This is a genomic window from Stieleria maiorica (assembly GCF_008035925.1).
Classification (GTDB): Bacteria; Planctomycetota; Planctomycetia; order Pirellulales; family Pirellulaceae; genus Stieleria; species Stieleria maiorica.
Genome location: NZ_CP036264.1, coordinates 5,591,983 through 5,610,437, shown reverse-complemented (window position 1 = coordinate 5,610,437; position 18,455 = coordinate 5,591,983). Strand labels below are relative to the sequence as shown.

The 18,455-nt window shown below is 60.1% G+C and carries 14 protein-coding genes; 4 read left to right on the top strand and 10 right to left on the bottom strand.

Annotated features, from left to right (window positions below; translation table 11 throughout):
- Nucleotides 1–6: 6 nt before the first annotated feature.
- Nucleotides 7–774 (bottom strand): hypothetical protein, encoded by a 768-nt coding sequence (locus Mal15_RS19070; protein WP_199773687.1) that lies wholly within the window; start codon nt 772–774, stop codon nt 7–9.
- A gap of 290 nt (nt 775–1,064) precedes the next feature.
- Between Mal15_RS19070 and ndk the strand changes: the two genes are divergently transcribed.
- Nucleotides 1,065–1,523 (top strand): nucleoside-diphosphate kinase, encoded by a 459-nt coding sequence (gene ndk, locus Mal15_RS19065; protein WP_147872199.1) that lies wholly within the window; start codon nt 1,065–1,067, stop codon nt 1,521–1,523.
- Nucleotides 1,524–1,787: 264 nt separating this feature from the next.
- Here the strand turns inward: ndk and lexA are convergent, their stop codons facing one another.
- Complete coding sequence (gene lexA, locus Mal15_RS19060) at nt 1,788–2,468, bottom strand: transcriptional repressor LexA (protein WP_233902885.1); 681 nt, start codon at nt 2,466–2,468, stop codon at nt 1,788–1,790.
- 826 nt (nt 2,469–3,294) lie between these two features.
- Between lexA and Mal15_RS19055 the strand changes: the two genes are divergently transcribed.
- Together Mal15_RS19055 and dnaB are read left to right on the top strand one after the other, a co-directional pair.
- Nucleotides 3,295–5,070, top strand: coding sequence for a DnaA/Hda family protein (locus Mal15_RS19055; RefSeq protein ID WP_167546914.1), 1,776 nt, complete (start codon nt 3,295–3,297; stop codon nt 5,068–5,070).
- 226 nt (nt 5,071–5,296) lie between these two features.
- A complete protein-coding gene (gene dnaB, locus Mal15_RS19050; RefSeq protein WP_147869225.1) occupies nt 5,297–6,739 on the top strand; it encodes a replicative DNA helicase in 1,443 nt (480 codons plus the stop codon).
- Between the two features lie 283 nt (nt 6,740–7,022).
- Here dnaB and Mal15_RS19045 read toward each other — a convergent pair whose 3' ends face one another.
- The 5 genes from Mal15_RS19045 to Mal15_RS19025 form a co-directional block, all read right to left on the bottom strand.
- Nucleotides 7,023–7,523, bottom strand: coding sequence for a glycine cleavage system protein H (locus Mal15_RS19045; protein ID WP_147869224.1), 501 nt, complete (start codon nt 7,521–7,523; stop codon nt 7,023–7,025).
- A complete protein-coding gene (locus Mal15_RS19040) occupies nt 7,507–8,823 on the bottom strand; it encodes a coproporphyrinogen-III oxidase family protein (RefSeq protein ID WP_147869223.1) in 1,317 nt (438 codons plus the stop codon). The genes Mal15_RS19045 and Mal15_RS19040 overlap by 17 nt, the downstream gene beginning before the upstream one ends.
- Before the next feature lie 69 nt (nt 8,824–8,892).
- Nucleotides 8,893–9,864, bottom strand: a complete 972-nt coding sequence (locus Mal15_RS19035; protein ID WP_147872194.1) for an RluA family pseudouridine synthase — start codon at nt 9,862–9,864, stop codon at nt 8,893–8,895.
- Between the two features lie 322 nt (nt 9,865–10,186).
- Entirely contained in the window at nt 10,187–11,065 is an 879-nt protein-coding gene (locus Mal15_RS19030; RefSeq protein ID WP_147869222.1) for a tetratricopeptide repeat protein, read from the bottom strand.
- Between the two features lie 181 nt (nt 11,066–11,246).
- Nucleotides 11,247–11,618, bottom strand: coding sequence for a DUF2237 family protein (locus tag Mal15_RS19025; protein ID WP_147869221.1), 372 nt, complete (start codon nt 11,616–11,618; stop codon nt 11,247–11,249).
- A 184-nt stretch (nt 11,619–11,802) separates the two neighbouring features.
- Between Mal15_RS19025 and Mal15_RS19020 the strand changes: the two genes are divergently transcribed.
- On the top strand, nt 11,803–14,256 hold the full coding sequence (locus Mal15_RS19020) for an ATP-dependent helicase (protein WP_147869220.1): 2,454 nt from the start codon (nt 11,803–11,805) through the stop codon (nt 14,254–14,256).
- 334 nt (nt 14,257–14,590) lie between these two features.
- On the opposite strand, the gene Mal15_RS19015 is transcribed toward Mal15_RS19020, so the two are convergent.
- The 3 genes from Mal15_RS19015 to Mal15_RS19005 all read right to left on the bottom strand — a co-directional run bounded on the left by Mal15_RS19015 (nt 14,591) and on the right by Mal15_RS19005 (nt 18,011).
- Nucleotides 14,591–16,057 (bottom strand): sulfatase-like hydrolase/transferase, encoded by a 1,467-nt coding sequence (locus Mal15_RS19015; protein WP_147869219.1) that lies wholly within the window; start codon nt 16,055–16,057, stop codon nt 14,591–14,593.
- Nucleotides 16,058–16,264: 207 nt separating this feature from the next.
- The gene (gene aroA / locus Mal15_RS19010; protein WP_147869218.1) at nt 16,265–17,665 is read right to left on the bottom strand and encodes a 3-phosphoshikimate 1-carboxyvinyltransferase; all 1,401 of its coding nucleotides are present in this window, start codon (nt 17,663–17,665) and stop codon (nt 16,265–16,267) included.
- A gap of 73 nt (nt 17,666–17,738) precedes the next feature.
- On the bottom strand, nt 17,739–18,011 hold the full coding sequence (locus tag Mal15_RS19005) for a hypothetical protein (protein ID WP_147869217.1): 273 nt from the start codon (nt 18,009–18,011) through the stop codon (nt 17,739–17,741).
- Between the last annotated feature and the right edge of the window lie 444 nt (nt 18,012–18,455).

Below are 18,455 nucleotides of genomic sequence, written 5' to 3'. Positions count from 1 at the left end.
CGCTCGCTACGTACCGCTGTCCTCGCCGATCTTGACCTTGATCGATCCCAGCATCTTCGTCATCTGCTTTTCCTTTTTGCTTACAAACAGGATGTTGTCGAGCACGATGGCGCGCTTCTCGGTGGTCGGATGCAGGATCAATCGCCCCGCACCGAGCAGCATGTATTCAAAGACATCATTGATCTCCTTGTCGACCCGCAGGTTCGGGGCGGGGTAGCGTTTCAAGTCGCTGAGCAGACCGTGGTGATGCAACAATTCGTTGTTGGACAATTCCCAGTAATTGAATTTGGTGCTGATAAACACCGCGGCATACATCAACACCATCCCGATCGTCGTGCACATGAAAAACGTCGTGTTGGCGACCGGCCGGATCCCCTTGATCCAGTGCCCGACCGCAGGCAACAGGTCGGGCCGCGAAAGGAACAGCAGCCACAACCCCATCGCGACCGTGGTCACGATGAACACCAACGTCAAGGACGTGGCGCGGGGGAAGTCGAAGACGATGACAAACAGGTTGGCCATCATCACGCAGAGGAACAATCCCGTCATCACCACCGGCGTCGTGTCGGCCGGATCGGCGATCGAATGTCCGCCGAACCACAGCACCAACGTCGCGATGATCGCGACGATCAACGTCGGGTACATGAAAATGAACTTGGGATAAGGCACCAGCAAGATGCGTTTCTTGCCGCCCGATCCGTGGGAATGCACATGGGCGTGGGAGTGCGGCTGGTCACCGTGGGACGCGTCGTCGTGCTGCTCTTCTTCGGTCATCGTGTCGCCTTCATTCGGTTCTCATTGCTTGATCGATTCAACCCACGTCCCCGGGCACGAAGAACGCCGGGCTAGGGCGCGCGACACGCCGGCAAACACGTTCACCGTTTGCGTCGCGGGGCTGAATCTAGCACGTCCCCAGGCTTCGCTTAATACCCGCTTCGCGCAACCGCGACAGAAGCTGATAATTAGACCTGAAATCGTTTCGAAACGGCTCGGCACGAAGTCCTACGCCGGTGCCGCTATCAATTGAAAGGCACGAGTGGAGTTAATTTTTGATGAGTGATCTGATGCAGCGCACCCTGGTTCTACTGAAACCCGACGCGGTCCAGCGGCGGTTGATGGGACAGCTGATCGCGCGGTTCGAAGCGAAAGGCTTGAACATCGTTGCAATGAAGATGCTGAAAGTGACCCCGGAGATGGCGAAAAAGCACTACGCCGAACACGTCGAAAAACCTTTCTATCCCAGCCTGGAATCGTTCATCACCTCGGCCCCGATCGTTGCCATGGCGATCGACGGACTGGATGTGATCAAAGTCGTCCGTGACATGCTGGGCGCGACCAGCGGTCTGAATGCCGCCGCCGGAACGATTCGCGGCGATTTCAGCAGCAGCCGCCAGATGAACCTGGTGCACGCCAGCGACGGTGCCGAAGCGGCCAAGCGAGAATTGAAGATCTACTTCGATGACAGCGAATTCTGCCGCTACGAACCCGTGCTGACCCCGTTCATGCGCGCCGCCGACGAATAGGGATCCCAGGGGACGACGCCCCCAAGGCCTCGTTCCAAGGCTTAGCCCTCGTTCCGAGGCTCCGCCTTGGAACGCACTGGCGCTGTGGCTCCTGCCACACATGCAGACGCGACAAGAGATAAAACCTCTGGAAAAACGGAGCCCCCGGAACGGAGTCTCCGGAACGAGCCTCCCGTAACGAGCCCCCGGAACACAAGCAAAAAACCCTCCCAGCCCGGGAGGGGTTCGTCGTTTTGATGGCGTGACGTCGTCGACCAGCCGGCGTTAGAGCCCGTTTCTGACGACGCCGACGGCGACGCCGACGACTTTGGCGTCCTCGACATACAGCGGAGACATTTCGGCGTTGGCCGGTTGCAGCCGAATGCGGCCGTTCTCGGGGAACCAGAACTTCAGCGTCGAATCGCCGCTGGGGAGTTCTGCCACCACCATTTGGCCGGGCTCGGCCGTTTCCTGTTTTTGGATGACGACAAAGTCCCCGTCCTGGATGTGGGCGTCGATCATCGAATCACCCGACACCTGCAGGATGAAGCGGTCGTTCTGGCAGAACATCCCGCTGAAATCCATGGTGTCGCTCTGCTCAAACGCCAATGCCGTCGTTCCCGCCGCGACCATCCCAGCCATCGGCAAACTGTGCTGGTGACGGTCGATCTTTTCGGTCAATTCGATCGCCCGTGACTTGTTGGGACTGCGGTGGATCAGCCCTTTTCGCTCCAACGCTCGCAAGTGACACATCACCCCGTTGGGGCTCTTGATGCCAAATGCCTCGCCAATCTCGCGAACGGTCGGTCCGTAGCCCCGGTTGAGAATTAACTCTCGAATCAACTCGTATACCCGCCGTTGGCGGTCGGTGAGTTGCTTGGTCCCCATTAGCCTTCTCAGTTTACGGTGTGATGCCGTCGGCGTGACGACATGGTAAGTATATCCGGTCCACCCGATATCGTCCATCGAACCGGGCTCGCCGATCGATGGTGCCCCTTGTGGATCGGGACGGAAGTTTGAAAGGAAATCGGACGAGTGCCTAAATGATTAGGAGCACATCTGTCCAATACTGTAATGCTAATCGTCAGCGCCTCGGATTGCCCGACGCCCGATCGCACTCGGCACAGGAATTTCCTGGCCCGATGGCGATTGTGAACACTCTGCGAAAGATGGCCCTTTTTCGCCTCCGGTTGTCACGGTGGATTTGCAAGTGCTTGGATGGCAAGGGGTTGCGGCGTTTTTCGGGGCGGGGGAAATGACGGCATCGGGAGCGTTCGACACTTTTTCCACGCCCCGGAAAACCCTGACAAGACGGGCAGGTTTGACTGCCGGCGAGCCCTCCGACGGGCATGCGACCGGGAATTATTGCCCCAGCTGAATGATCCTCCGCGTCGAAAAAAAAAGCATCCGCAAGTTGCTAGCAATCGGTTTGACTTGCGTGCTAGCAAACATAGAATCTGCCCCACTTGATGAACGCGACGTGAAGAAATCGCGCCCCAAAAGCACAGCGACCGCCGCACCAACCGCGGGCCGCACCACCGGGGGGCAAAGATGCTTCACCCCGCGACCGTCAAGAACCTGTCGATCCGGGAGGCTGAAATGCCACCCAGCGGAGCTAGGTTGGCTGCTATTCTTGCCAACGCTTTGGCTGCTTTTCCGGATCGATCGGCACCCGACAATCCCCACCGATCAGAACGACACCGCACTTAGATGCGTGGCCGCATGTCAGTGTCATCTGATCGGATCCCGACCGATCCCGCGAACATCCATGATGGAGGACTGCGCTCCCGGTATGTCCACACCGCAAGGCTGCACCGATGACTCGGACGTCATCGCGACATTCAAGGAGGCTTTGAAGCAACGTGTGGGGCAGGAGCGTTTCCAGATTTGGTTCTCGGGCGTTCGCTTCGCACTCGAAGCGGCCGAATCGGCTGTCAGTTCCCCCGAATCGCCGACCGCACCGCGTTCGATCGTGGCGATCGCTGCTGGCCAATTCGCGGCCGATCGATTGAGCAACCATTACCTGTCCGCGATGCGTGGGGCTGCCGCGTCGGCCTGTGGCACGTCGACGTCCATCCGAATTCACGTGGAGGACCGGCCGACGCGTCAGGCCGAGTTGCCGTTCCCCGACGAAGGCGGCTCAGCTGAAGGCACCGCGGCCGAGGTCCGCCCGAGCGGCGACGTCAATCAAACGGGTACCGGCGTCAATCAAACCGGCTCCGGCGAACCTGCCCGGCGAGTTGCCGGACAGGCTGCGGGGCGCACCCGTCCGGCGGCGGCAAAGCGATCGGGGCGTCACCATCACCGCGGCGCGCAGTCGTTGCAGTCGATTCTGCGTGACGGCACCGACTCGCGAAAACCCGTCCGACCGAAACCCGGTTCCGTCGCGCCGTCGCTTGGGAAATCAACGCTGGGCACATCGCCGCTGGCGATCGACGCAGCCCACAACCAACCGCCGCGCCAGTCCGCGGCGGAACACCGCGCGGCCAAGCCTTCGGTGCCCGATTCGACCGGCAACGGCTCGCCCCAGCGAAATGAATGCACCTGGGAAACTTTCGTCGGCGGCCAGTGCAACGAGCTGGCGCGAACGGCGTGCAAGATGGCGATCGAAAACCCCGGCAGCGCGTCACCTTTGGTGCTGTGGGGGCCGCCGGGGTCTGGAAAAACACATTTGTTGAACGCCGTAGCGGGAAAGCTCCGCAGCCTGCATCGGATGCGACGGGTCGTTTCTCTGTCGGCCGAAGATTTCACGAACGATTTCATCAAGGCGCTCAACGGAAATTGTTTGCCCGCGTTCCGCTCTCGCTTTCGCGACGCCGACGCCTTGCTGATCGATGACATCCAGTTCTTCGTGGAGAAAAAGGCGACGATCCGCGAGCTGCATCACACCATCGAAATGCTGGCCGAAGTCGGCAAACCGCTGGTGTTTGCCGGGACGAAAGCCCCCAACGAGATCAACGGATTGGGCGGTGAGCTGTCCGGACGTTTGGCTTCCGGGTTGGTTTGCCAAGTCGAAGGGTTGGACGCCCAGACACGGCAGCAATTGCTGGCCCGCTATGCCGAAGACCGCTGCCTGATCCCCTGGCCGCAGCAGACCTTGCAGGAAATCGCCTCGGTCGCCGGCGGCGACGGACGACTGCTCAGCGGGATCGTCAATCTGGTCGCCCTGCTGCAACGGATGTACGGGCAAATGCCGACGATGGACCAGATCCGCCAGCACGGCGCCCATCTGCTCCGCTCCTCCGGTGTCCCGATCACGCTCTCCTCCATCGAACGCGCCGTCGAAAAGGTGTTTCAGCTGGACTCCAAATCACTGCAGTCGGGCTCGCAAACCAAGTCCATTACCGAACCCCGGATGTTGGCGATGTACTTGGCCCGCGAGATGACCAGCAGCGCGTTTTCGGAGATCGGCGGACACTTCGGGGGACGCAGCCACAGCACCGCGATCCTGGCCAACCAACGCGTCCGCCAATGGCTCGACGCCGGCCGCAGCGTCGGCAGGGGCCAGGCCGCCCTGTCGGCCGACGAAGCGATCCGACGTATCGAATCGATGCTGAAAACGGGATGAGTTTTTAGTCGTCAGTCGCCAGTTTCCTGAGCTGCCCTGATTTTCTAGTCACCCATTTTCTTGTCTGTTTCTCCGTTAACCCTTTTCATTTTTCTGCCCCCCAATTTTTCTGTCATTCGCCGTCTGCCGACTTGGAGTCCTGCGTTTTTCCGGACCCTTGTCGTGACGATCACTCGGCGTATGCTAACGGACGCTTCTTCAAAACCTTCCAGGGATCGGAATCTGTATGGCTGACCAAAACGAACGTCCGTGGGACAAGAAAAAGAAGAAACCGCTGTCCGCCGCTGAAATCCTGCAGCGTCAACCACCGTATGATTTGGAAGCGGAGATGGGGGTGTTGGGCAGCATCCTGTTGTTACCCGAAGTCTGCGACGACACCGCGTCGCTGAAGGCCGATGACTTCTACGACGACGCCAATCGGATCCTGTACACGCATTTGCGCGAGATGTACGACAACGGCGAAAAGATCGACGTCATGTTGCTCGTCTCGCGGCTGAAAACCTCCGACGAATTCGAGAAGATCGGCGGCGCCGCCTACCTGGCCAAGCTTTCCAACGCGGTGCCCAACGCCGCCCACGCAGTCTATTACGCGGGCATCGTTTCCGAGAAAGCGGTCTATCGAAATCTGATCAACGCCAGCACCGAAATCCTGCGCGACGCCTACGACCAGTCCAGTGACGCGCGGGAGTTGTGTGCCCAGGCGGAACAGAAAGTGTTCTCGATCATGGACGGTCGATCGTCTAACTCGTTGCACTCGATGAACGATGTCTTGCATGCGGCGATGGACCGGATGGAAGCCCGCTTGCGCGGCGAAGTCACCGACGGGACGGTAGAGACGGGGCTTGCCGACTACGACACCATGACCGGCGGGTTGCACAACGGCGAATTGATCATTCTGGCCGCCCGGCCTTCGATGGGCAAAACCGCGCTGGCAATGAACATCGCCGAACATGCGGCCATCGAAATGCAGCAACCCGTCCTGTTCATCAGCTTGGAAATGTCAGGCATCGAATTGGCCGACCGGATGCTGTGTTCGCTGGCCCGCGTCAACGGACACCGACTGCGGAACGGAACGATCAGCGCCGACGATCAAACCCGTTTGATCAACAAAGCCAATGAGATCAGCACCGCGCCGTTCTTCGTCGATGATTCACCCAGCCGGACGGTCAGCGAAATCGCCGCCGCCGCCCGCCGCATCAAGCGTCGCCACGGCAACCTGGGGCTGATCGTGATCGATTACCTGCAGCTGATCGAACCGGACAACTCGCGCGACCCGCGACAGGAGCAGGTCGCCAAGATCGCGCGGCGGTTGAAAGGGATGGCGCGTGAACTCGAGACGCCGATGTTGTGTTTGTCACAGTTGAATCGTCAGGCCGAAGACAGCAAGGACCACCGGCCCAAGCTCAGTCACCTCCGCGAATCCGGAGCCATCGAGCAGGATGCCGACGTCGTGATGTTTGTCCACCGTGAAGAGTATTACCACCGTGGTGAAGAACGCGCCCAGTACGCCGGCCAGGCCGAAATCATCATCGCCAAACAGCGGAACGGTCCGGTCGGTGACGTGCAATTGACTTGGGAATCCGACTTCACCCGGTTCAGCAACCGCGCCCCCGAACACCACGATGAATTCAGCGACTACGCCGAATTCACCGCCCCGGGCGGTTTCTGATCCGACGGTGTGTCTGGACGCTACGGAATGCCGATCGGCTAAATGGTCGACGGGAAATAATGTCGTAGCTACGCTCGCCAGAGCGTGGATGGCCTCTCGATTGAACCGGTGTGCCAAAATTGGTGCGGACATGCCACACGCCGCACGAGCATGGGGCACCGCGTTGCCCCTTGCTTACGCATGCGGGCTGGCATCAGCAGGCGGTGAAGGAAACCGCCGTCTGGCGACGGCAGCTACGAAAACGAAATAGGCCATGACCGTTCGTGCATCGGCCATTTGCGGACTAAAAATTCGCCTGCCCCTTGATCGTGCGTTGGGCGATTTCCCAGGCTTCGGTCAGGTGCTGGGCGTATTGGTCGGGGACCAACAGCGCCGTGGTATCGTCGTTCGCAACGGCCAGTTCGATCATCCAGCCGGCACCATAGGGATCGGCGTTGATCAGCGACGGGTCGGCCAGGACGTGTTCGTTGATCGCTGAAAGTGTGCCGGTAACGGGCGCATAGAGATCGCTTTCTGCTTTCTTGCTCTCGATCGCTCCGATCATCTGTCGCTGCTGGACGGACTCGGGGGCATCGACTTCCCAGTCCAGAAAGTAGACGTCTTGCAGCAAGCGGACGGCGTAGGCGGTCAGCCCGAATCGCCAGGTCGCATCCGCTGCCGATTCGGCGGTCCCGATGCACTTGGCCCACATGTGGTTTTTGGCGTATCGGCGGTCCAGCGGAAACGTGGCGTCGAATTCCCCCATCGCAAAGGAGAAGGAATCGGTGCTACGTGTATCGGACATTCTGGTGTTCCGGTTCGAAGAAGGCTGGCAACATGGCGTCGACCCGCAGCAATCCATAGCGGGTCAATTCGATTCGGTCTCCATTGACCGTCGCCCAGCCGTCTTCGACATACTTGTCCCACTCCGATTGCCAGCGTTCCAGGATATTCACGCCGAACTTGTTCTTGAAGTAATCGAGTTGCAAATAGCCCAGCTTCAGCATCAACACCATTTCACGGATCAGCCGTTGATGGTCCGTCGGCACATAGCCACGTCCCAGCGGCAGCGACCCCGATTCGATCGTCGACAGGTACTGTTCCAGTTCGGCGACGTTTTGGTAATGCACGCCGCTGGCGTGTCCGAAACTGGCGATTCCGGTGGCCAGCAGATCGGCGCCTTTGAACAGATTATCGCGATAGGAAAAATTCACTTTGGACGGATCTTTGACCACCGTGTAGGCGCTGCTGATGCTGTACCCGGCATCGAGGAACTCATTGAAGGCGTAATCCACCCAGGCCCGCTTGGTGGCCCAATCGGCGACGGGGCTTTCGGTGTGGTTCTCCAAAATCCCTTTGCTGATCACGGTGTTGAAGGGCAACTCCATTTGATAGATCGTCACGCTTTCGGGTGACATGTCGATCGCCTGGCGAATGTTGTCTTTCCAGTTATCCCAGGTTTCGCCGACCATGCCCGAAATCAGGTCGATGTTGACGTTGGGGAATTCGGCTTCGGCGATCCATTCCCAGGCCCGGAAGACTTGTTTGGACAAGTGGGCGCGGCCGTTTTCTTCCAGCAGCGTGTCCGAAAAATTTTCCACCCCCAAGCTCAATCGCGTCACGCCCAGTTCTTCACGCAGCGTTTTGACCTTCGTCTCGCTCAACGTCCCCGGTTCGCATTCAAACGTGACCTCTTCGGCACCGTCCCAGGTGATGTGTTTGCGCAGACGTTCGGCCAGTTTGGTCAGCTGTTTCGGGGACAAAAAGCTGGGCGTCCCGCCGCCGAAGTAGACGAAGCGGAACGGTCGATCTTTCATGATCTCCGTTTCGCTGACCATCGAGATCTCGTTGCACAGGGCGTCGACGTACCGCTGGACTTCCGGCGCGGTGACATCGGTGAAGACCTTGAAGTAACAGAATTTGCAGCGTTTTCGGCAAAACGGGATGTGCAGGTACAACCCCAGCGGCGTGGTCTCTTTGGGCGGGCTATGCAGTGCCGAAACCACCGCGTCCAAGGCACCTTTGTTCCATTGGCTGTACGGCGGGTAGTTCGAAATGAAATAGCTGCCGACTTCGGTTTTCGAATCGCTTGCGGCGGACGACATGGGCTGGCTTGGGCGAGAGCGTGGAACGGGGTGAACGGCATCTATTGTAACCAGTCGTCACCCCCGGAGTCATCGGTGATCTCGTTCGCGGATCACCTGGATCGTCCGCTCGATGTCATCCGGCAGGGGGGCTTCGAAAGTCATCGATTCGCCGCTTTGGGGATGGCACAGTGTCAACCGTCGCGCGTGAAGCGCCTGGCGGTCCAACACTTCGGGGCTGCCGTCGATCGAGCCCTGACCCCGCAGCCACGATTCGCTGGCCACGGCGTGTCCGGCATACAGTCGGTCGCACAAGATGGGGCAGCCCAGATGGGCCAGGTGCACACGGATCTGGTGGGTCCGTCCGGTCTTGGGGCGAACGCAAACCAGACTGTAGCGACCGATTCGCTCGATCACTTCGTAGAACGTGCTGGCAGGTTTCGTGGTCGGATGGTTCTCGCGAATCGCCATCTTGTCACGTTGGTAGGGGTGGCGACCGATCGGAGCATCGACGACGTCTCGGTCGCGATCGAGACGGCCGACGGTGATCGCAAAGTACTCCTTTTCGACTTCGCGATCATGCCATTGCTGGGCGAGCGCCATGTGGACGGCATTGGTTTTTGCAACGACGATCACGCCGCTGGTGTCGCGATCGAGCCGGTGGACGATTCCCGGCCGCGTCGGGCCGCCGACATCTGACAAGCTTTGGAATCGGTGCGCCAGCGCGCTTGTGAGCGTTCCCTGCCAGTTGCCACGGGCGGGGTGAACCACCATCCCCGGCGGCTTGTTGACGACGACAAATCCGTCGTCTTCATACAGCAGTTCCAGCGGAATGTTTTCCGGGATGACTTCATCGGAAAACGCTTCGGGAAGCCGGAATCGGATCGATTGTCCAGCCTTGATCCGAAAGCTCGGACGCACCGTCCGCCCGTCCACCTCCGCACCGTCTTCCTGGACCGCCAAGCGAATCTGGCTGCGGCTATAGCCGTCGCAGGCACTGGTCAGAAACAGGTCGATGCGCTGGTTAGCCGCGGAGTCCGAGACGACGAAGTCGCGGAACACCGGATCGGCTGCGGTGTCGTCGGGCGTGGAGTCGGAAATGGCGACGTTGTGGTTGGAAAGGGATGCGGTGTTCACGGTAGGGGACTGGATAGCGTTTGCAAGGTTCTCCCCAGCAGGAAGCGTGCGGTTTCTTTGCTCGTTCCCAGGCTCCGCCTCTGTGGCCTCTGGCCTCGTTCCCGGGCTCTGCCTGGGAACGGAATTATTCAGAGGCTCCGCCTCTCGTTGCACGCGGTGTGTGGCGGGAGCCACACTTGCATTGCGTTCCAAGGCGGAGCCTTGGAACGAGGCGGGGGGGCAGAACGCAGGCGCGCGACCGGCCAGTCTACTCGGCCGCGTCTTCAGCTTCTTCCTCAGCCGTCTCTACGCTGGTCGTTTCTGCCTCAGTCGATTCCGGTTCAGACGTTTCCGGTTCGGTCGTTTCCGGCTCGGTCGTTTCCGGCTCGGTCGTTTCCGGCTCAGTCGTTTCCGGCAATTCCAGGCCGCCTTCGATCGGCGCGGCAGGTTCTTCGGTCGCCTTCATGTCGTCGCCCAGGTTCAGATCGGGGAGATCCAAATCGGGCAGATCCGGCAGAGTCGACGCACCGGGTAATTCTGGCGGCAGCGAGGGGTCGGCCGGTGCAAAGTCCTGTTCGGAGAACCAGGCCAAGAACTCGACCGTGTCCGGGTTGGACAGTCGATCAATGCGTTCCTGGGCCACGGCGACCATCTGCTCGGACTCGTTGGCGTCCACCGCCCGCTTGTAGGCCTCGATCGCCTCATCGATTTCGCCGAGCGATTCGGCGGCCATGCCCAAGCCGAAATTGGCACGCGAGAGCAGCAGTTTATCGTCGGACGCCGAGCGGGCGTCGCTGAATTGGTCTTTCGCTTGGGACAGCAGCGTTTCGGCTTCGTCACGGTCTTGGTACAGCGAATTGATGCCTTGGGCCAAGCTGTCATTGCCCTGGAACAACAGCGACCATGCCGCGGCGACGGTGTCGGGGTACTGCGATGCGACTTCCGGGTTTTCCATCAGCAACTGCAGTGTCGCGTCGCTGCGTTTGGCGACTTCGCCGCTGGAGTACAGCCCGGCACCGATCAGCCCCACCACGACGATCACCAACACGGTCAGGATCAGTTTCGAATAGGGCTCGATCTTCTTGTAAAAGCCGGCCAAATTCTCGGCGACGATGTTCTGTTCCAGTTGGGCCTGGCGATCTTTCATGTGTGGTCTTGTCCGCGTTGTCTAAGCGAGACGTGCCGATATCGGTGGGGAAACGAATGGAAAGCGATCTGGCTGGGCGAGCCTCAATGTCGCACAAGTGTCAATCGCGGAGTATAGGAGCGACAAAAAGTTATCGTCAATAGAAGGCCCCGGCCGCCGCAGGTTGCCCAGCTGGCCGAAACTACCGCTCCGATTCGTCCGCGGCGTGCTCCTGCAGCTCTTCCAGAGAGGCGAACTCCAGCGCCGAGACATGGGTGGCGCGGAGAACCACCTGGGGAGCCTGGCCGGCGTCGTAGGCCTCTTTCCATCGCGCCGCACACAAACACCATCGATCGCCCGGTTGCAGCCCATCGAACCGGTACAGCGGGTTGGGGGTGCTCAGGTCGTTGCCGCGCGATTTACTGAACTCCAGAAACTCGGCGGTCATCACCGCACAGATAACGTGCAGCCCGGCATCTGAGGCGCCGGTATTGCAGCACCCGTCGCGGTAAAACCCGGTCAGGGGATCGGTGCTGCAGGTTTCCAAGTCGGTTCCGAGAACGTTTTTTGCCATTTGGGGCGGAGGGTTCAAAGGGAATTGGGCCAGAGGGTCGCGTGTCGATCTGTCCCTGATTGTAACGCTTCGTCGGCCGCCCCGTAGTCGCCGGCGGGCGATTTCAGCGTCATGGTCTCGGCGTCGCCCTTCGCTATGATGATGGCGTTTCTTACGATTTTCTGTTCACGCCATCGACCCCGCCATGGATGATCCCGACAGCGCTGCTCGCGACGATGCTGGTCACAACAATCACGCCTTGCTCCGCGAATTAACCGCCCCGCAATGCGATGCCGTCCAGCATGTCGATGGCCCGATGTTGATTTTGGCGGGCCCGGGCAGCGGAAAAACACGGGTGGTCACGCACCGCATCGCGTATCTGTTGTCCCAGGGCATCCCGGATTGGCAGATCGCCGCGCTGACGTTCACCAACAAGGCGGCCGACGAAATGCGGTTGCGTTTGGATAAGCTCGCGCCCGGGCAAAACGTCTGGATGGGTACCTTCCACCGCTTCTGTGCGCAATTGCTGCGGCGCTACGCGTCGATGGTGGGGTTGCAAGAGAATTATTCGATCTACGACACCTCGGACTCCAAGCAGGCGATGAAGCGTGCGATCGAAGCGGCCGGCGTTTCGACGACGCATGCATCGCCGGATCAAATCGCCGGCGTGATCAGCAAGGCCAAGAACAAACTGGTCACGCCGGAGGTCATGCAGGGGCAGATGCTTTCGCCCAAAGAGACCGTCGCCGCGAAAGTCTATCCCGTCTACCAGCGTCAATTGCTGACCGCCAACGCGGTCGACTTTGATGACCTGTTGCTGCACGTGGCGAACCTGCTGCGGCACAATCCGGAACTGCGTGGGGAGTTGGACCAGCGGTTCCGCTACATCCTGGTCGACGAATACCAAGACACCAACCTGGCGCAGTACGCGATCGTTCGGGCGCTTTCGATCGATCATCCTAATCTGTCCGTCACCGGCGATCCGGACCAATCGATCTACGGTTGGCGGGGGGCGGACCTGAACAACATCCTGGATTTTGAAAAGGATTACCCCGCGGTCAAAACGGTCCGGCTGGAACAAAACTATCGCAGCACACCCAACGTGCTGCGCGTCGCCGACCAGTTGATCCGCCACAACCGCCGCCGCAAACAAAAGGACCTGTTCACCGACAACGACGAAGGCGAACCGGTGATCTTGCGGTGGTACGAAAACGGTTATGAAGAAGCCGATTCGATCGCCGACGAAATCGTCGCCGCGATCGCGTCGGACCGTGCGCGGCCGAACGATTTCGCGATCTTCTGTCGCATGAACTCGCTCACCCGCTCGCTCGAACACGCCCTCCGCGGTCGCGGCGTTCCCTACCAAATCGTCAACGGGGTCGAATTCTATCAACGCAAGGAGATCAAGGACGTCTTGGCCTACCTGCATCTGGTCAACAACCCCGGACACGACGTCGCGCTCTCACGCGTGATCAACACGCCGACACGCGGGATCGGCGCCAAGACGGTCCAGCGGCTGCAAGAATTCGCCGACCGACACAACGTCCCGATGTTGGAAGCCGCTCGCCGTGCCGAGGAAATCGAGTCGCTGGCTAAACGTAGCGTGACGATGGTCCAGAAGTTCGTCGCGATCTATGATCGAATCGCCGCCCGAGCAACCGCGCCGCTGGAGGAGTTGATGCGGTTCGTGGTTCAGGAGTCGCAGTACGACAAGTACCTGGAAAAAACATCCGATGAATCGGACGATTCCAGCCCGCTGGGGAACGTCGACGAATTGATCAGTGCCGCCGTCGACTTTGACCGCCGGCACCCCGACGACGGATCGCTGGAGGCGTTCTTGGAACAAGTCGCCCTGGTCAGCGACACCGACGCCTTTGAAGAGAACGACCAGCGGGTCACGTTGATGACGTTGCACGCGTCCAAGGGGTTGGAGTTTCCGCGTGTGTTCATCGTCGGTGTCGAAGACGATCTGCTGCCGCACAAACGGTCCAAGGAAGACGACGCGCAGTTCGAAGAGGAACGGCGGTTGTTGTTCGTCGGGATCACGCGTGCCAAAGAATGGTTGCAACTGAGTTGTTGCAAGCGGCGGATGATCCGCGGCGACACCCGGCCGGTGATTCCCAGCCCGTTCTTGAACGAGTTGCCGTTGGAGGAGATGAAACGCATCGAGTCGGCCGTGGAACGCAACTTTTTCGATTCCCACATCGACCAAAGCGGCAGCGGCGATTGGGATTTGCCTGCGATTCAAATCGGCGATGACGCCCAAGCCGACGTGTCGTTCGATTTCGGTGCCAACCAAGATGTCAATCAAGACATCAACCAAGACGATGGTTTTGAACCGTCCGATGAACCGTCACGGCAAACCAAGGAATCGACGGCCGCGTTTGAAGCCGTCGCCGACGAACCCGCGGCCGCGACATCCGCATCCGACTCGATCCCGGACATCGGGAAATTAAAAACGGCGGCGGACCTGATGTCCGCCAAACGGCCTCCTCTGTCCGCGTTCCGCGAAGGCACGACGGTGCGGCACTTCGATTACGGCGAAGGCACGATCCTGGCCGTCAGCGGCCTCGGCCCCAAACGCATGGCAAGGGTCCGATTCGCCGACGGAGAGCACAATTTCCGACTCGCATTCGCCAAGTTGGAAGTCGTCGGGTAAACGCACCGATCAGGACGACGGCCCTTCCGGGCCCGTCCCCTTTCGACACGTCCTAAGTTAAGCGTTGTTTCCTGCGGGGAGGGCCCGTAGGCTCGCGCCAAACGGCTGATCATCGTCCGACATCAGCCGGTTCGCGCCAGCGTCCGGGCTTCTCCCTCGGCCTTAACTTAGCGGTATTGGGCTTAAGCCAATACGCTGAGCCGTAGGCGCTAGCCTCGGGCCTCACCGCCGTGTTGAAGGCGTATCAAGGCCCGCGGCCAGCGCCGTCGGCTCACTAAGCCCGTGCCATTCAGACCTGATCCCTTTGATTTCTCCGATCGCAGCGATGATCAACTCAGGAACCCGATCGGGTGTAGCGCGATAACTTGCCCAGGTTCAGTTCGTCGTTCATCTCGGCTTGCAGCGTTTCCAGACGTGAGAACAGTCGCTTGATCTTGGCCGCGTACTGCGGTGAAGCCGCCACATCGTTCATTTCCAGCGGATCGGAACTCAAGTCGTACAAACGAATCTTGTTGGCTGCCGGATAGACGATCAACTTGTGCCGGTTGGTGCGGATGCTGCGCTGCTTATCCAGATAAGCGCCGTACACGACGTCATACGGGCTGTCTTCGCCGGCCAGGATCGGCAACAGGCTGTGAAATTGGACGTGTTCGGGTTTCTTCACGCCGGCCAGTTCCAGCGTTGTCGGCATGATGTCTTGCAGGTACACGTGGTGATCGATCTTGCGGCCCGCTTCCACCCCAGGCCCGACCACCATCAACGGCACTCGGACGCTGTGATCGTACAGGTTTTGTTTTCCCATCAGCCCGTGTTGACCGCAGGCCAAACCGTGGTCGGCGGTGAAGAAGATCCAGGTGTTGTCCTCTTTTCCGCTGGCTTGGAGGGCGTCCAGGATTCGGCCGATCATCGCATCCATGTGTGTGATGATCGCGTAATACTCCTGCCGGTTGGTCTGGACGGCCAAGGCCGTGCGCGGGAACGGAGCTAAGCGTTCGTCCCGCAGTTTTTTGCCCGCCGCCATCGCTTCGGCATACGGGTATTCGGGAAGAAAGTTCTCCGGCAATTTGACTTCGTCGACCGGGTACTTGGCGACATATTCGGCCGGCGATTGACGTGGGTCGTGCGGCGCGTTGAACGCCAGGTACATGAAGAACGGCTGATCGATCGCGCTGGCTTCGCTCAGGTAGTCGACCGAGTGGTTGGCGACGACTTCACTCCAGTGCGTGCCGCCTTCCCAAAAGCCGCCGAACTTCGGATCGCTCGGCGACCAGGGATCCGTCACTTCTCCCGTCTCCGGGTCGACCAGCGGGCGGTTGTATCCGGCCGAGGTTTGGTCGGGCATGCCGCCACGAACATCGCGGGCAACGTCGAACGACTTTTCGGCACTGGCACGACAATGCCACTTGCCAGTCATGTAGGTGCGGTATCCGGCTGCCTTCATGTATTCGCTCCACCATCGCCCCGCTTCACGTTCCTGTTCGGCTGTTTGATAGACCGGTTCGGCGTCCCACAGGAACCGTCCCGAGTTGAGCATCATGCGACTAGCCACACAAACGGCCCCCGACCAGGAACCCATGTTGTAGGCGTGCGTGAACGTGGTCGCACGCCGCGCGATCCGGTCCAGATTCGGCGTTTCGATTTCCGAATTGCCCAGTGAGGCGATCGTGTCGAAACACTGATCGTCGGCAAAGATGAACACGATGTTCGGTGGCTCGTCCGCCGCAGCGTTCGGTGCGACGTTCGGCGCGGGAGCGAGAGTCCAAGAGAACGCGGCAAGCAGGCAAAAGAAGAGGCGTTGCATAGTGGCCAGCCGGAAAGTGTGAGACAAGGGATCAGGTTGACGAACGAGATTATACGTTAGTCGAAGTCACACACAGTAGCGGCAAACGCGGGAAATCTTTGGGAGGTGGGAGGTGGGAGGTGGGAGAATAGAATCGGACAAGAAAATGGGTGACAAGAAAATGTTGGACGGACTCCAGCAAACCTGAAACCTGAAACTTGAAACGTTCTAGCACCAGCGGTGTGGACGTCCGATCAGCGTTTCCAGGTCGGCGAAGAATTCCGGGTAGGTCTTTCCGGTGCAGGAGGGGTTCAGCACGCGGACGCCTTCGGCGGCGAGTCCCGCCAGCGAAAGACTCATCGCCATCCGGTGGTCGTGATAGGTTTCCAGCGTGGCCGGGGTGACGCCCTGTTCGGGCGGATGGATCGTCAGCCCGTCGTCGTGTTCTTCGATCGTCGCGCCCAGATTACGAAGCTCGCAAGCCAAGTCGCCGATGCGATCGGTTTCTTTGAATCGATTGTGCGCGACGCCTCGGACACGAGTCGGTCCGTCAGCGAACAAGGCCACCACGGCGAGCGTCTGGACGGTGTCACTGATTTGATTCATGTCCACGTCGATCCCACGCGACGCGCGACCGGAGATCGTCATGCCGTCGGCATCGGAGGTGAACGTGCAACCCATCTGTTCCAGCACGCGGCAGAATCCGACGTCGCCTTGCATCGCATCGGGGGCCAGCCCCAACACAGTGACTTCGCCGCCGGTGATCGCCGCGGCGGCCCAAAAGTAACTGGCCGCCGAAGCGTCGGGTTCGATGGCGTATTCGGTTCCGCGGTAACCGTCGCCGGACACAATGACTCGCAGAGAAACCGAATCGACCGCGTCGGGGTCGACGTCTTCGATCGCGACGTTTGCGCCGAAGGAACGCATGACTGAAGCGGTCATTTCGACATAAGGCCGCGAGACCAGTTCGCCGATCACATCGATTCGGATGCTGTCAGACGAAGCGTCACGACCGGACTGCGCCCGTCGGGTTTGAAGGGCGACCGGCGCGGCCATCATCAACCCGCTCAGGTATTGGCTGCTGACGCTGCCGCCGACCGAAACCGGTTGGTCGCTCCAACCGCGCGAGGAGATCGCGACCGGCGGGCATCCACCGGGCGATTGTGTTTGGATCGATCCGATTTGCACGCCTGCCAGCGCGTCGACCAGATCGGCGATCGGCCGCTGGTGCATCCGCTCGACGCCCGACAGATGGTGATTCCCGCCGGCCGCCGACAAGGCGGCCGTCAGGAACCGGATCGAAGTGCCGCTGTTGGCGATGAACAGCTCGTGGGGCGCGTCTGAATTGACATCCCGGGTCGACGCATCGACCTGGATCATACGCCCGGCCTGAGAAACGTTGATCGACACGCCGCAGATCCGCAGGCTGTCAATCATCACCGCCGTGTCTTCGCTGCGGAGCGTTCCCGAAAGCACGGATTGCCCGCTGGCCATCGCCGCACAAATCAGTGCCCGGTTGGTCAGACTTTTACTTCCCGGGGGACGGATTTTCCCGCGTGTCGGCCCGCCCGGTTGGACGGAAACGCTGGTCGATTCGGCAGTTGGGGGGCTCTCGGGATGCTCGGGCATGGCAATATCGGGGCAGGCGACAAGAAGGAGCCGCCCAGTATCGCGTTCCGCCGCCAATTGGCAAAGTGGAGGCCTAGACCGCCAAGGCACCTTCGCGGCTGGGCACCGTGAAGACTCCCAAGACCATCGACGCCAGCGTCAACGTGTGGATTATCCAGACGTCATCCAAACGCATCACCGTCCGCAACGTCACCAGGCTGATGATCACCAACGCGATCATGAAACGGCGTTCGGCGCGGCGCAGCGCTTCGCCGACGGACAACTTGGTCGACAGCAGTGCCCAAAGTCCGAGGATCGGCAGGGCGAGCGCGTCCACAACGGCAAAAAGTTCGGTCAGTTCTGGCATGACGATCCGTCGTCCCACGTGGTCGAGAAAAGGAAAAGGATGCGGAGGGAAGGCATCGTAAATCGGCCGCCTCATGCGGCGCGATCCTTGGAGCGTCAAGCGTCGCAGGAAAAGGCACCCCAGAGGAAGGGCGGACTTGAGCAAAAATCGTCAGATTCGGGAAAAAAAATCGTTCGATTGGTTCGCGTTTTCGTTCGTAGGATTTTGCCGTTTTCGATTCCGCGAAACCCTCGTGGGATCAGCCGTTTGGCGCCAGCCTACGGCCTCCATAAACGCTGGAGCCCGAAGGCTTTGGGGCCCGAACGCTCGCGCGAATCGGCTGATGTCACTGGTGTTTCGTCGCCCGATGGCTGATGTGAATCGACCATCCATCGCCGAATGATTTCACGTCAATGCTGAACCACCGCAGCATCGAGGTTTCGCGCAGCCCACGCTCCGCGCGAC

Excerpts from the sequence above, each read along its gene's own strand:
- Mal15_RS19025 (WP_147869221.1), bottom strand. The coding sequence starts at position 11,618 with ATGGCAAAAAACGTTCTCGGAACCGACTTGGAAACCTGCAGCACCGAT.
- Mal15_RS19040 (WP_147869223.1), bottom strand. The coding sequence starts at position 8,823 with ATGTCGTCCGCCGCAAGCGATTCGAAAACCGAAGTCGGCAGCTATTTC.
- Mal15_RS19005 (WP_147869217.1), bottom strand. The coding sequence starts at position 18,011 with ATGCCAGAACTGACCGAACTTTTTGCCGTTGTGGACGCGCTCGCCCTG.
- aroA (WP_147869218.1), bottom strand. The coding sequence starts at position 17,665 with ATGCCCGAGCATCCCGAGAGCCCCCCAACTGCCGAATCGACCAGCGTT.
- Mal15_RS19070 (WP_199773687.1), bottom strand. The coding sequence starts at position 774 with ATGACCGAAGAAGAGCAGCACGACGACGCGTCCCACGGTGACCAGCCG.
- Mal15_RS19055 (WP_167546914.1), top strand. The coding sequence starts at position 3,295 with ATGTCCACACCGCAAGGCTGCACCGATGACTCGGACGTCATCGCGACA.
- dnaB (WP_147869225.1), top strand. The coding sequence starts at position 5,297 with ATGGCTGACCAAAACGAACGTCCGTGGGACAAGAAAAAGAAGAAACCG.
- Mal15_RS19020 (WP_147869220.1), top strand. The coding sequence starts at position 11,803 with ATGGATGATCCCGACAGCGCTGCTCGCGACGATGCTGGTCACAACAAT.
- Mal15_RS19045 (WP_147869224.1), bottom strand. The coding sequence starts at position 7,523 with ATGTCCGATACACGTAGCACCGATTCCTTCTCCTTTGCGATGGGGGAA.
- lexA (WP_233902885.1), bottom strand. The coding sequence starts at position 2,468 with ATGGACGATATCGGGTGGACCGGATATACTTACCATGTCGTCACGCCG.
- Mal15_RS19030 (WP_147869222.1), bottom strand. The coding sequence starts at position 11,065 with ATGAAAGATCGCCAGGCCCAACTGGAACAGAACATCGTCGCCGAGAAT.
- Mal15_RS19015 (WP_147869219.1), bottom strand. The coding sequence starts at position 16,057 with ATGCAACGCCTCTTCTTTTGCCTGCTTGCCGCGTTCTCTTGGACTCTC.
- ndk (WP_147872199.1), top strand. The coding sequence starts at position 1,065 with ATGCAGCGCACCCTGGTTCTACTGAAACCCGACGCGGTCCAGCGGCGG.